11 protein-coding genes and 1 tRNA gene are annotated in these 14,009 nt (G+C 56.9%); 6 read left to right on the plus strand and 6 right to left on the minus strand.

The features are described from left to right. Window positions 1-14 precede the first annotated feature (14 nt). The 4 genes from AC4FIA_RS15175 to AC4FIA_RS15190 all read right to left on the minus strand — a co-directional run bounded on the left by AC4FIA_RS15175 (window position 15) and on the right by AC4FIA_RS15190 (window position 3,906). Entirely contained in the window at window positions 15-1,145 is a 1,131-nt protein-coding gene (locus AC4FIA_RS15175) for a DNA polymerase III subunit delta' (RefSeq protein WP_490366552.1), read from the minus strand. Beyond that, window positions 1,145-1,786: a dTMP kinase gene (gene tmk / locus AC4FIA_RS15180; protein WP_234994714.1), complete on the minus strand. Its 642-nt coding sequence runs from the start codon at window positions 1,784-1,786 to the stop codon at window positions 1,145-1,147. The genes AC4FIA_RS15175 and tmk overlap by 1 nt, the downstream gene beginning before the upstream one ends. Next, window positions 1,783-2,952: a D-alanyl-D-alanine carboxypeptidase family protein gene (locus AC4FIA_RS15185; RefSeq protein WP_103910012.1), complete on the minus strand. Its 1,170-nt coding sequence runs from the start codon at window positions 2,950-2,952 to the stop codon at window positions 1,783-1,785. The genes tmk and AC4FIA_RS15185 overlap by 4 nt, the downstream gene beginning before the upstream one ends. 63 nt (window positions 2,953-3,015) lie before the next feature. After that, window positions 3,016-3,906: an SPOR domain-containing protein gene (locus AC4FIA_RS15190; protein ID WP_490366553.1), complete on the minus strand. Its 891-nt coding sequence runs from the start codon at window positions 3,904-3,906 to the stop codon at window positions 3,016-3,018. A 191-nt stretch (window positions 3,907-4,097) separates the two neighbouring features. Between AC4FIA_RS15190 and AC4FIA_RS15195 the strand changes: the two genes are divergently transcribed. From AC4FIA_RS15195 to AC4FIA_RS15205, 3 genes are all read left to right on the plus strand, one after another. Further along, window positions 4,098-4,188: transfer RNA gene (locus AC4FIA_RS15195), tRNA-Ser, on the plus strand. A 218-nt stretch (window positions 4,189-4,406) separates the two neighbouring features. Further along, on the plus strand, window positions 4,407-5,204 hold the full coding sequence (locus AC4FIA_RS15200) for an HAD-IIB family hydrolase (protein ID WP_490366554.1): 798 nt from the start codon (window positions 4,407-4,409) through the stop codon (window positions 5,202-5,204). 3 nt (window positions 5,205-5,207) lie between these two features. Beyond that, on the plus strand, window positions 5,208-6,440 hold the full coding sequence (locus tag AC4FIA_RS15205; RefSeq protein WP_490366555.1) for a glycosyltransferase family protein: 1,233 nt from the start codon (window positions 5,208-5,210) through the stop codon (window positions 6,438-6,440). On the opposite strand, the gene AC4FIA_RS15210 is transcribed toward AC4FIA_RS15205, so the two are convergent. After that, window positions 6,437-8,182, minus strand: a complete 1,746-nt coding sequence (locus tag AC4FIA_RS15210) for a sugar phosphorylase (protein WP_490366556.1) — start codon at window positions 8,180-8,182, stop codon at window positions 6,437-6,439. The two genes, AC4FIA_RS15205 and AC4FIA_RS15210, sit on opposite strands and share 4 nt — an antisense overlap. A gap of 298 nt (window positions 8,183-8,480) precedes the next feature. Between AC4FIA_RS15210 and AC4FIA_RS15215 the strand changes: the two genes are divergently transcribed. The 3 genes from AC4FIA_RS15215 (at window position 8,481) to AC4FIA_RS15225 (ending at window position 12,978) form a co-directional block, all read left to right on the plus strand. Next, on the plus strand, window positions 8,481-9,566 hold the full coding sequence (locus tag AC4FIA_RS15215; protein ID WP_103910007.1) for a TRAP transporter substrate-binding protein: 1,086 nt from the start codon (window positions 8,481-8,483) through the stop codon (window positions 9,564-9,566). A 103-nt stretch (window positions 9,567-9,669) separates the two neighbouring features. Beyond that, entirely contained in the window at window positions 9,670-10,605 is a 936-nt protein-coding gene (locus AC4FIA_RS15220) for a TRAP transporter small permease subunit (protein WP_490366557.1), read from the plus strand. Between the two features lie 18 nt (window positions 10,606-10,623). After that, window positions 10,624-12,978 carry a TRAP transporter large permease gene (locus AC4FIA_RS15225; RefSeq protein WP_490366558.1) on the plus strand — a complete coding sequence of 785 codons (2,355 nt, stop codon included), beginning with the start codon at window positions 10,624-10,626 and terminating at the stop codon, window positions 12,976-12,978. 121 nt (window positions 12,979-13,099) lie between these two features. Here AC4FIA_RS15225 and AC4FIA_RS15230 read toward each other — a convergent pair whose 3' ends face one another. Further along, entirely contained in the window at window positions 13,100-13,912 is an 813-nt protein-coding gene (locus tag AC4FIA_RS15230) for an arginyltransferase (protein ID WP_490366559.1), read from the minus strand. Window positions 13,913-14,009: the final 97 nt, after the last annotated feature.

Below are 14,009 nucleotides of genomic sequence, written 5' to 3' on the forward strand. Positions count from 1 at the left end.
GGCGGGAAGCGGTATTAGCGCAGTTTCGCAGCCGTCTCGCGCATTTGCATAAACATGTCGAACACGATCGAAGCAGGGTCCACATTGACCGAAAGACCGTGTCGGGCGCGGTCGCCTGCTTCTTGGGCAAGCGTCGCCCATTCACGTGCCGCCACCGAATGCGGGGAAAGGCGGGTCAGCACCGCCTGTTCGTCGCTGCTGGCAAAGCGGGCAGGCGGCATGCCTAGCCCTGTGCGCGCAAGGCGCACCATTGCCAGATCAACCAGTTTAAAGAACAGCCCAAGCTTTTCTTCCTGACCGCGCACAGCCAATGATTGCGCAAGGTTCAGCGCAGCGGGGCGGTCAAGGTCGGGCATCGTGGCCATGATCCGCATAAGCATCTGATACAGGGAAAGACCGTCTTGATGGATCAGGCGCAGCGCATCGCCCACGGACCCCCCCGCCAGTTCTGCCAAAGCATCGGCATCCGCCGGTGACATGTCCGCGCCGGTTCCGCCCAAGGCCGTGGACATGTCCGCCGGCGACAACGGCGACAGTCGCAACTCACGGCAGCGGGACCGGATCGTCGGCAAAAGGCGCGCGGGCTGATGACAGATCAGCAGCATGATCGTGTTGGCGGGCGGCTCTTCCAGCAGCTTCAGGATCGCGTTGGCCGCGTTTGTGTTCATCTCGTCTGCGGCGTCGATAATCACAACGCGGCGGCCACCATCCGCCGATGACATCGAGAAGAAGCCCTTCAGCTTACGCACTTCCTTGACCAGAATTTCATTGGCCAGCTTGTCGCCCTTTTCATTGGGGCCACGGCGCAGAAGGTAAAGGTTGGGTTCCGACAGCGCCATGCTGCGGCGCATGACGGGGTGGTCTTCGGGAATGTCCAAGGTTTCCGGTGTGGGCGGTGCGCCGAACATGTCGTTGTCGTCGGCAGGGGGCGTGGCCAGCAAAAAACGGGCAATGCGCCAGGCAAAAGTTGCCTTGCCCACACCACGAGGTCCGGTGATCAGCCACCCATGGTGGAGACGACCAGAGTTATACACATCCAGAAAACCCCGTTCAGCCGCATCATGACCGATCAGGCGCAGCGTTTCGCGTGGGTGCGGGGCACCCTCAACGCGGTCAGGTTCCGGGAGATCAACAGGCTCTGCCATCAGGCATCCGCATTTTGTGCAAGGCGTTGTGTCACCGCCGCGTAAATCCGGTCTGACACCTCGTCGATTGTGCCATCCCCATCGATGACCTGAAACCGGTTCGGGCTGGCGTCGGCCATATCCAGAAACGCTTGGCGCATTGTGACCTGAAAATCTGATCCGAAGCCTTCGAAACGGTCATCGCCAGTGTTCCGTTCGGTAGCGCGGGAATGGCCTGTATTCGGATCGATATCGACCAGAACCGTCATATCCGGTTCCACGCCGATCATCAGGTTATGCAGGTCATCCACCAACTTACGCCGTTCACCACGGGTACTGCCCTGATAGGCGCGGGTGGAATCTGCAAACCGGTCACAGACAACGATCTTACCATCTTCAAGCGCTGGCCAGATCAGGCGTTCCAGATGATCGCGGCGCGCAGCATTGAACAATAACAATTCGGTCTGGGGCGACCAACGATCTGTCGGGCCATTCAGAACTAGATTGCGAATTTGTTCCGCGCCTTCGCTGCCGCCGGGTTCACGGGTCAAGATCACATCATGGCCATCCGCGCGCAAACGGTCGGCAAGCAAACGGGCCTGCGTGGATTTCCCAGACCCGTCGATACCTTCAAAACTGATGAACATTCCGGTCTTGGTCACATCGCGCCTTGCGTGTCGCTGGAAAGACGTTTGAAAAGCACAGAACCCACTGTGGACACACGGCTGATAAAGCCGGCGTTGCCCACATCGGATGCCGCGTACAGCGGAACGCGATGTTCAGGAAGGCCTTCGGGGCGAATGATCAATTCCGCCAGACGGTCGCCTTTGTTCACCGGCGCTTGGATCGGACCTGTGTAGATGACCTCGGATTCCACAGGTTTAACTGACGCGACAGGCAACAGCAGACGCACGTCTTCGTTGCTTACCAGATCAACTGATGTTTCCGCGCCCATCCAGATTTGTGCTTCGGCGACTTTCTTGTCTTTGGTCACCACTGTTTTTTCGGCAAACTGGCGAAACGCCCAGTTCACAATGGCTTCTGACTGCTCTGCGCGGGCGCTTGTGCTGTCGAGACCGGTGATCGCAAAGATCACACGGCGGCCGTTTTGCACGGCAGACCCCACCAGACCGTAGCCTGCCTCTTGCGTATGGCCGGTTTTCAGGCCGTCGGCCCCAATGCCCAAGCCCAACAGCGGGTTGCGGTTGGCAACGTTTTGCGGCGCGCGACCGTCAAACTCGAACCGGCGCTCCGAGAACATTTCGTAAAATTCGGGAAACTCGGTGATGATGTTATTCGCCAGCAAAACCAGATCCCGCATCGACATGCGATGGCCGGGCGCGGGCCAGCCGTTTGAGTTGGCGAAGGTCGAGTTGGTCATGCCCAACTGTTGCGCGCGCTGCGTCATCAGTTGCGCAAAGCCGGCTTCGGTTCCGTTCGGGCTGAGCGCTTCGGCAATCACGGCGCAGGCATCATTGCCGGACAGCACAATGATCCCGCGGATCAGGTCTTCGACGCTGACACGGTCTGTGGTGTCCAGAAACATGGTCGAGCCACCATAGGACATCGCGTGGCTGCTGACGGGGAGCCGTTCATCCAACGTCAAGCGACCATCGCGGATCGCTTCAAACGCCATGTAAAGCGTCATGAGCTTGGACATCGACGCAGGCGGCAGGCTTTCGTCGGCGTTTTTGGACAGAAGAACCGTTCCTGTGGATTGGTCCAGCACAAAGGCCGCACGGGCAGGGGTATCAAATGCGACCGCCGCGACGGTCGAGTGCATCCATATCAGCAACGCTCCGGCCAGAAGACGAAGGGGCGATAGCATGGGCAACTCCATTATTCCGAAGGCTAGCAATAACCGGCCAGCCGTGGTGATGTTGAAGACGGTTTAGTTTGTCACCGTGTAGGCGTCAGTGAAACCGGCAGCTTTGATTTTTTTCAGCAGTGTCGAGATTTCTGACTTGGACTGGGCCGGTCCGACGATCACACGCCAGAACGTTTTGCCAGACGATGTCTGCTTTTTAACGGTTGGGATCATGCCCTGCTGTTTCATGGCCGTCGCGGTATTCTTGGCGTTCTGTTCGACGCTGAAAATACCGATCTGGATGAAGGGTTTTTCCAACGCAGCCGGTGGTGTCAACGTGGCAGGCTGTTGCGCGGGCGCAGGTTCGGGTGCGCTTTCGATTGCGGCAGCAGCGCTGGATGTGATCGGATCTAGGGCAGCTGCCTCGATTTCAGGCGCGCTTTCAAGCCCGTCGGCGGTGACAGGCATGTTGGGCGGTGTCACAGCGGGTGGCGGTGTTTCCTCAACGGTTTCACGGCGAAGTGCCACGACACTCAGGTTCGCAGGGCTTCCAGCCAGAACGCCCAAGGCTGCAGCCGCATCCGAGCTGACCTGCAGGCGCGGGCCGGGTGTTTCGCGTTCACGTTTGAACAGCGCGCCAATCACGAACTGGCCATTCTGTTCATTCCGGATGATGACGCGCTCGGGCTCTTTCACATTGGGGTGAGCAACCCAAACACCACCCAGGGATGGGCGACCATCCCAAAGACCGGCCTCATTGGCCTGGAAAACTTCAGGGGCCTCGATGTCGCGTTCCACCAGATTTCCGGTGCCGAACGAGCCCGTTTCCTGAACCGATGCCGAGCTGTCTTTTGCTTGAAGAAATCCGGGCATCTGGGATGCGTCGCATCCGGCAAGTGCCGCAAAACCTACTGCAATTACGGTGCCTTGCCGAAGAGCACCTGACAAAGGCTTACCCAAAAACTTGCTGCTCATAATTTGACCCATTGCCTGTTCCCGCCCCCAACTGCATCGGTCAGTGGCATGTCTGCGTGTTTGGCGCATTATTGTTCGCGCGGACAATAGCCTGATGCCGCCTTTAAGAAAAGCCTGACGGTCCTACTTCGGCGGATTTTCCCCGTTAGGACCTTTCAGAATCGAAAATCTGGGGCTATGCCCAGCGAACCGGAGGTTTGGCAGAGTGGTCGAATGCGGCGGTCTTGAAAACCGTTGGGCGTGATGAGCGTCCCCAGGGTTCGAATCCCTGAGCCTCCGCCAACCTATCTTTCCGTTGCCACTCTTTTATTTCTGCTCACACTGAGCGAGCTTTTATTCATAGGGTCATGGATGGCGTACCGCTCTCTAGGGCTTGCCTGGTTGCCTAAAGAATGGGCGGCAGGGGGTGTATTCTTAATCGATTGCTTGAAAATTCGGCATCTAGCTTGGACTCTGCTGCAAATCCCGTTTGACTAAGGGCAGACAGAAAGAGGCACCACGTGACTGGCACACCGACATCGTTGCTTACCGTTTTTTCCGATCTCGATGGCACTTTGCTGGATCACGACACCTACAGCTGGGAAGCGGCCAAACCGGCGATTGAGCGATTGGCTGCGTGCGAAATTCCCTTGGTTTTGGCCAGCAGCAAAACCGCTGCGGAGATGTCGGTCATGCAATCGGAAATGGGCATCTCGCACTGGCCCGCGATCGTTGAAAACGGGGCGGGGGTGACCGATGGCAAAAGCGGTGATTTGGATCGGTCCGAGTATGACACGATCCTAAAGCGATTGACCGCTGTACCAGCCGTACTGCGCGCTAAGTTCACAGGCTTCGGCCAAATGACCGATCAAGAGGTCGCAGACATCACAGGGCTAGATTTGGACAAAGCGTCCAATGCGCTGTTGCGGGCGTTTTCCGAACCGGGGCTGTGGGCTGGCACGGACGAAGAACTGAATGCTTTTGGAGAAGCCTTGGCGGAGCAGGGGATTTCCATGCGACGTGGTGGGCGGTTTCTGACGCTGTCGTTTGGCCGGACAAAGGCCGACGGGATGCGCGATATCGTCGAAAAGCTTGGTGCGACCATGACGCTCGCGCTTGGGGACGCACCGAATGACGCCGAGATGCTGGATACCGCAGACTTTGGTGTGATCATCCGCAACGACCATGCGCCTGAGATGCCCGCGTTACGCGGTTTGCAAACAGGCAAAATTACCAAAACGACAAAGTCGGGACCCGAAGGTTGGAACCAAGCGGTGCTTGAATTTGTTGAGAGATATGACAGTAGAAAGGCGCCTTAAGATATGGCTGACTTCCACCAAAACGGTAACATCGCACAATTCCATAACCTGAGAACGCGATCCGTTGAGGAAATGAACTACGAGCTGGAAACCTTTGCTCAGAATAGAAAAATTTGTTTGATCCTTCCTTCCTTGTTTTCCGAACTCGAAGGTCCGGCGCTTGCCAATATTATCGAAGAACTTTCGAAACTTCGCTATCTTCACCGCATCATCATCGGCTTGGACCGTGCGGACGAATCCCAGTATCGACGGGCGCGCAGCTTTTTTGAAAAACTAGGTCAGAACCACGTTGTTATCTGGAATGACTCGCCCCGCATGAAGGCGTTTGATGCGCGACTGGCCGAACATGGTCTTGGTCCGCAGGAACTTGGCAAAGGCAAGAACGTCTGGACGTCGATGGGCTACATGATTGCCTGCGCGGATACGGCTGTCATGGCGCTGCATGACTGCGATATCCTGACCTACAAAAGCGATATGCTGTCGCGTCTTCTGTACCCTGTCGCCAATCCGAGCTTTCCGTATCAACTGTCCAAGGGGTTCTATGCCCGTGTTGGCAACGGCAAACTGAACGGCCGCGTGTCGCGCTTGCTTGTGTCGCCGCTGCTGATTTCATTGAAGCGTGTGATCGGGGATCGCGATTACCTCGATTATCTGCGCAGCTTCCGCTATCCGCTTTCTGGTGAATTCGCGCTGCGGACTTCGGTTCTGCCGGATCTGCGCATTCCGTCTGATTGGGGCCTGGAAGTGGGCGTTCTTTCCGAGGCATGGCGCAATTTCGGGCCAAACGCGGTGTGTCAGGTCGAAATCGCTGATGATTACGATCACAAACACCAGACTGTTAGCCCAGAAGATGCCGATGCCGGTCTGAACCGCATGTCCACCGATATCTGCAAGTCGATTTTCCGCAAACTGGCAGCGGACGGCACCGTGTTTTCGCCAAACGTGTTCCGCTCGCTCAAGGCAACGTACTATCGCCGTGCCTTGGATATGGTCGAGGTCTACGCTCATGACGCCAAGATGAACGGCCTCGAACTGGATCGTCACGAAGAAGAGCGTACGATCGAGTTGTTCGCCGAGAACATTATGCGTGCCGGTGAAATCTTCTTGGCAAACCCGAACGAGACGCCGTTCATTCCGAACTGGAACCGCGTGAACGCCGCAGATCCAGCGTTGCTGACAGAATTGTTGAATGCCGTTCGGGCGGATCAGGAAGAGTACGCGCCTCTTCCGTTCTAATGCATGTTTGTGATCCAGCGGCACTGGTAGGGGGCCATCACGACCTCTTCTGCCGTTGGATCAATTTTCTCACCTGACAGAATATCTACCCAATCCTCGTCCTCGATTAGATTCAGTTGGGTTTTCGGGATCGTTACAGTGTCTTTGCTGACGTTGTGCAGGGCAAATACGGACTGATCGCGATCCAGAGATTGCCGCCACAACCCGAAAATCCGGTCATCACAGTTCAGCGTGAATTGCGTGGCGTTGGGATGGAAGGCGGGTTGGTCAGACCGGATACGCAGACGTTCCGACAGGCCGTTCAAAACCTGCGCCTGATCGCTGTTCGGGTCCAGAAGCCGCGCGCGCAATTCGGTATAGTCCCAGCGGTGCCGGTTGATCGCGCGGTTCATCCCGCGGCGTTCCACGCTGTCGTGATCGTTAGGCGTGGCAAGCATGGCGTGGATGTAAAAGGCCGGAATGCCTTCGAGCGACATGATCATGGTTTGCGACGCTAGGAAGCGGGCGATCTGGTGTTCGTCATCGCCGTCAAAGGTTTGCTCCATCGCCGAGAAATAGGATGCGTTCAGTTCATAGACGGACTGACCACCGTCGGGCAGGGCGCGCATGGACACCAACGCGCCTGTTTGCTGCACAGTGTCAATCATCCGAGAGATTTCGACGGGCGGCAGCAAGCCCTCGGCAGGGCGCATGCCGATGCCGTCATGGCTGGCGGTGAAGTTCAGATAGGAACAACCCAATGGGGCAGGCGGCATGGCGCGCTGCCAAGCTTGCAAGTATTTCGCCGTTCCCGACAGCATCGCGTGCAAGACGAGCGGGGGCAGCGGGAAATTATAGATCGAGTGCGCTTCGTTCCGCTGGCCGAAATAACTTAGGTTCTCGGCCTTGGGCACGTTGGTTTCGGTCAGCAGGACAACGGTTTCCGTGGCGAAATCCGCCAGAACCCGCAGCAATTGGACGATGGCGTGGGTTTGGGGCAGGTGGATTGATGGCGTGCCGGGTTCTTTCCAAAGAAAAGCCACTGCATCCAGCCTGATAATCCGAACGCCTTTGTCGATGTGCAGGCGAATGATGCGGATCATTTCCAGAAGGACTTCGGGATTGCGATAATCCAGATCAACCTGATCGTGGCTGAAGGTGCACCAGACGTGGCGCGGTCCCATGGCTGTTTCGACCTCTTGCAGAAGGGGCGTGGTGCGGGGGCGCACGACGGAGGACAGATCGTCTTCGGGATCGCCTTCGAAAAAGAACTTGTCGTAGGGTTCTTGTCCCTGACGGTAGGCGTTGAACCATACGCCTTGGCTTGAGACGTGGTTCAGAACCAGATCGGACATCAGGGCAAATTCGCCGCCGATGCGTGATATGTCCGGCCAGTCGCCTAATTGCGGATCAACCTTGCGATAGTCGGTGACAGCGAACCCGTCGTCAGACGTGAAAGGAAAGAACGGCAGGATATGGACGCCGTTCACCACCCCTTGCAGGTGTTTGGTCAGAAAATCGCGCAGCAGGTCGAGCGGCTTGTGCGAACCGTCCTGAATCGAGTTGCCGTAGGTGATGACCATCGCATCGCGCTGTGACCATAATGTGTTGCCCGGCTTGCGCGGACGTTTCCGGCAATGCGTGCCATCCGGCCAGAAAGCCGAGACGATATCTTTGGTAAGATCAGAAGCGTCGTGGTTCGGATAGATGCGCTGGACAAGTTGCGTCAACTTTCCGGTCAGGGACGAAGGGGCAACAGACATAAAGTGGTCATTCCCGAATTAGTAGGAGTCCAATCGTGGCCTGACAGGCGTCCGGGAACAAGGTATGCAGAGCCGATGTGCGCGATTTTTTGGCGCTTTTTGGCGGGCTGCACAGAAAATTAGCACGTGAATTCAGGGTGTTTGGGCCCGTTTACCCCGAAAATCAGAACGATTTTCCGACACTCTCCGTAGCAATGGGTATTCCAACGTAGAAATTCCGTGTCTAGTGTACCCACACTGCACCGATCCGCGCCATGCGGGGAATTCGCATTGGCGCAGTCTTTATGGGAGGAATAATATGGATCGTCGTTCATTTCTGAGAACGTCCGCTATTGGTGGCTCCGCTGCTGCTGCATCCACGCTGGCCGCACCGGCCTATGCACAGGGCAAGCGCACGCTGACCATGGTTACATCGTGGCCCCGCGGCTTTGCCGTTCTCGATGACGCTGCAACATATCTGGAAAACTACGTCGCGGCTCTGTCCGATGGCGAACTGACCATCGACAAAAAAGCGCCGGGCGAACTGGTTGGCGCTCTGGAAGTGTTTGACGCGGTATCCTCCGGTCAGGCCGACATGTACCACTCTGCTGACTACTACTTCGTAGGCCAGCACCCGGGTTATGCATTCTTCACAGCTGTTCCCTTCGGCGGCACAGCGCAGGAAGTGACAAACTGGTACCACCACGGTGGCGGTCAGGAACTGCACGACGAGCTGGGCGAAATCTTCAACCTGAAAGGCCTGCTGGCAGGTAACTCTGGTTCGCAGTCCGGTGGTTGGTTCCGCAAGGAAATCAACTCGGCAGAAGACTTCAACGGTCTGAAGTTCCGTATGCCGGGTCTGGGTGGCCAGGTTCTGGGTAAACTGGGCGCATCCGTTCAGAACATCCCGGGTGGTGAACTGTATCAGGCGCTGTCGTCTGGTGCTCTGGACGGTCTGGAGTGGGTTGGCCCGATGGCTGACGAACGCGCCGGCTTCCAGGAAGTTGCGAAAATCTACTACACAGCGGGCTTCCACGAGCCGGGTTCCGCTCTGGCATCCTCCGTCAACCTCGACGTTTGGAACGACCTGAGCCAGAAGCACAAAGACATCCTGAACATCGCGTCTCAGGCTGTTACGCACTACCAGCTGGCTGAAACACTGGCCAACAACGGTGCGGCTCTGGCACGTCTGCAGGCACAGGGTGTCAAGACGCTTCAGTTCTCTGACGACGTATGGGATGCCTTCGGCGCCGCGTCCAAAGAAGTTATGGATGAAAACATGGGCGACGAACTGTTCGCCAAGATCCGTACTTCCTTCGACGAAAGCCTCGCATCGTCCGCGTCCTGGATCAACAAATCGGACGGCTACTACGTTGCACAGCGTGTGCGCGTGCTGGGCCAGTGATCCGATAGGATTTGACTCCACTAAGGCCTCCGCGAAAGCGGGGGCCTTTTTCCAAGAAACAACCTGAAAACGACCCGCCTGAACGCGGGCAATGGGGGTATGTATGGAAGAAGAGGCGGTTGGCCTCGGTGGTATGTTCGGAGCAATAGGCGAGGGGATCGTCTTGCTTTTTCAGAACATCGCCATGGCGTTTTACAATTTCGGATATGCGATCACGCATCCGTCCTTGTGGCTGGACTGGTCTGATAAACAGGCCATCATGCGTTTTGTTTACTACGGTGGCTCGGTCGAGTTTTTCTTCGTCGTCTTTACGGCCTTCCTTGTTCTGACGGCCATTGGCCTTTGGCGCAATTCGGTCATGTGGGGCACCGTGCGTGTGCTGGAAGGTCTGGGCAATACGCTGGGCCGTTTCTTTGCGTGGGCCGGTCTTCTGATGGTGCTTCAGCAGGTCGTTATCGTCTTTATGCAGCGTATCTTTACCCGTCCGGACATTTCGTTCGGTTTCGGTGTGCCGCTGCAGTTCGATATCAGCTGGTGGGCCGAAGAACTGAAGCTTTACAACGCTTTGGTCGTCACTCTTTGTCTGACTTACACCTTTGTGCAGCGTGGCCACGTGCGCGTTGATCTGGTCTACTCGGCGGTCAGCTATCGCACCAAACGTGTGATCGACATGTTCGGGTCGCTGTTTTTCATGATGCCCATAGCCGTCCTGATCTGGATGTACTCGTGGTATTTCATGTGGCGCCACCTGATCGTGCCCAAGCCGTCAGCATCCGACGCGCTGGATCGTCTTTTGACCAAGTCGCGCGCGCTGCGGTGGAACGTTGAAACCATCGGTTTCAGCCCCAACGGCTTTACTGCGTACTTCCTGTTCAAAATTCTTCTGGTCGTCATGTGTGGCCTGATCTTCCTGCAGGCAATCGCGTTCTTCTACCGCTCGTATCTTGAGTGGAAAGAGGGCGAGGAGTCCGAGGATAAATACCTCGATATCGACGTCCTCGACGATGTTGTTGACGAACACCACGCTCACGGCGCGTAAGAGCAGGAGACAGATATAATGCTATTCGGACTTGATGGCGTCGAAATCGGTCTTCTGATCGTCTTTGTTACGCTTTTCTCAGCGATCCTGTCCGGCTTTCCGGTGGCCTTTGCCATCGGTGGCGCAGGGATCATTTCATTCGGCATCATTGCGGCCCTCGATTCCGCAGGATTGCTGATCCATCAGGCGATTGATGATTCATCCGACGCCTATAACGCGCTGGTCGCCAGCGGGATCAAACCAGACAGTATCTCGATCTTCCGCTATCCGGATCTGCCACGTCTGGCCGAGCCGGTCTTTGCCAGCGGTTGGGAAACAGCGCTTGATCGCAACGTTTCCTTTATCGTGAACCGTATCAACGAACGTGTTCTCGCCGGTCAGTCCATCGAAACGCTGCTGGCGGTTCTGATGTTCGTTCTTATGGGGATCGTTCTGGAACGGTCCAAGATCGCGAACGACCTTCTGACTACTATGGCCCGCGTCTTTGGCCCGCTTCCCGGCGGTCTGGCGGTGTCGATTGTTGTGGTGGGTGCCTTCCTTGCGGCGTCGACCGGTATTGTTGGCGCGACTGTTGTGACCATGGGTCTGCTGGCCCTGCCGACCATGCTGCGGAACAACTATTCGCCAGAACTGGCGACAGGTGTGATCGCGGCCTCGGGTACGCTTGGTCAGATCATTCCGCCGTCCATCGTGATCGTTCTTTTGGGTACACTGGCGGGTGACCTGTATTCCGCTGCGCAAGAAAGCCGTGCGGTGGCTGCGGGTTGTACAGACGCGTTGACCTATCTGGGCGAGCCTGCGGTTGTGTCGGTTGGTACGTTGTTCCAGGCCGCGCTGCTGCCGGGCATCATGCTGGCGCTTCTTTATGCCGGTTACGCATTTGGTTACGCGCTTCTGAACCCGTCCAAGGCACCTGCGGTGGAACTCGGCGCGTCTTCGGGCGAGGTGATCACACGCGGCGAAGGTCTGACATGGTTCCTGTTCGTTCCGGCAGCCCTGATTGCAGGCACAATGCTGCTGGGTCAGGTGAACCTTGTCGGTAGTCAGAGCACACAGGTCGACAGCTTCTCGGACATCGGTGCGGCAGCTTCGCTGCGCACGAATGTTGGCGATGAATGTAAAGCCTCGATGATCGAATTGCATGGTCAGGAAGCCTGGGATCAGGCCGTGGCCGAGCAGGCGTCGATCGAAGCGGCTGGTGGTCAAACCGAAAGCCGTCGTCTGTCCGAAGAAGAGGTCACAGAGTTGCGTGCCGCCAAGGTGGACGCCGCTGCGCCCATCGGCACGGGTGTTGCGATCCTGGCTGTGATGCTGGGTCTGATCCTTGCGGTCGGTCGCGGCGTGTCGCCGTCTTCGGATCCGAAGCCTTTGATCATCGGTGCAATCGGCGTTCTGCTGATGCTGTTGGCGGATGTGGCGTTTATCTCGCCACTAAGTTCGCCATCGGCGACGGTCGTATGGCTTCTGATCCCGGGCGTCCTAGCGCTCTATGGGGCCAAGGTTGCTGGCGCACGCATGGCGCACAACGAACTGATCCGCGTGGTTTTCCCACCGCTGGTTCTGATCGTTGCTGTTCTGGGCTCGATCCTTGGTGGCATCACCAACCCGACACCCGCTGCGGCACTTGGTGCGGCTGGTGCGATCATGCTGGCTGCTTACCGCAAGCTGCGTGATCAGGGACGTGATCCGTGGATCATCACATGGGCGACGTTCGCTGTCATCGCGATGATCCTGATCGGCATCAACTTTGACCTGCGTATCAACCTTGAATCGGTTAGCGCCGAATCCTGGGTGGCCTTCCTGTTCGCCTATGGCGCCTATCTGTTTGCTGGGTTCGGTCTGCTGTATTCGTGCTGGATTCTGTTCACATCCGGTGTTCTGACACCGGCGGTGCGCGAAACGGCCAAGGTGACCAGCATGGTCTTTACCATCCTGATCGCGTCGCAGCTGTTGAACCTTGTGGTCATCTCGTTCGGTGGCGAACACTACATTCAGGACTTCCTGAAGAGCTTTGATAACGAATTCAAAGTCTTCCTGATCGTCATGTTGGTGCTGTTCGTTCTGGGCTTTGTGCTTGATTTCCTTGAAATCATCTACATTGTCGTGCCGATTGTCGGTCCGGTTATCTACGGCGGGTCTTTCGACCCTAAGTGGGTCACCATCATGATCGCGGTGAACCTGCAGACATCGTTCCTGACACCGCCGTTCGGCTTCGCGCTGTTCTACCTGCGCGGCGTTGCCCCGAAAGAGGTGACAACAGGCCATATCTATCGCGGTGTCATTCCGTTCGTGATCATTCAGGTCGTTGGCCTCGCGCTCTTGTGGTTCTTCCCAAGCATCGTGACCATCGTTCCGGATCTGATCCCGAACTGATCAGACACTGATCCAAAACAACAAAAGGCCGCCTGAGAGGGCGGCCTTTTTGGTTGTGTGAAATCGTCCCAAAGGCAGAACGATTGCCAATCAGCCTGTCTGAATTGGAAAAAGGAGCGGCTTATCCGCGCGTGTCGGGAAGCGAGATATTCGCGACTTGTTCAGCGATAGGATCGGTCGACAGTGGATGGGTTTCCGCGCCGTAGTCGTCGCGGTCCTTCATCTCTTGCCAAAGCCCCTGACGGAACAGCTGAAGGCCGGTAAAGTTGGCCTTGTACCCCATCTTCTGCGATCCCGGCACCCAATAGCCCAAATAGACGTAGGGAAGGCCTGCTTCGCGCGCGATTTCGATGTGATCAAGGATCATATAGGTGCCGAGGCTTTGCTTGGGCACGTTGGGTTCATAGAATGAATAAACCATCGACAGACCATCCGATAGAACATCGGTCAGGCAGACGGCCTCAAGGTCTTTGGTTTCGCGATCCTGATACTCGATCACGCGGCTGCGGATCGGTGTTTCTTCGACCATGGCGGCGAATTCGAACACATCCATATCTGCCATGCCGCCATCGGCGTGACGAGCATCCAGATAGCGGCGGAACAGGGAATACTGTTCCTCGGTGGCCCAAGGGCTCATGGTGTTGCGGCGCAAATGGGCATTGCGTTTCAGCGTGCGCTTCTGGCTTTTGGACGGTTTGAACTTGGCCACTTCGATGCGGGCCGACAGACAGGCCGCACATTCCGAACAAGACGGGCGGTACAAAACGTTCTGCGAGCGACGGAAACCTTGTTGCGACAGGCTGTCATTCAGCTTTTCTGCCTGCTCGCCCTGAAGCGCGGTAAACAGCTTCCGTTCCAGCCGGTCAGGCAGGTACGGGCACGGCTGGGGGGCCGTGACATAGAACTGTGGCGCAAGTGGCAGCGAGTGGCGCATTTTATAAGACCTGTCGTCTCTTGTGACGGAACCGTAACAACGAAAACCCACCGCGCCAAGACCCCAACGCAACAGCGTCGGGGTCGCCCGGCAGGGA

Source organism: Thalassococcus sp. (assembly GCF_982780845.1).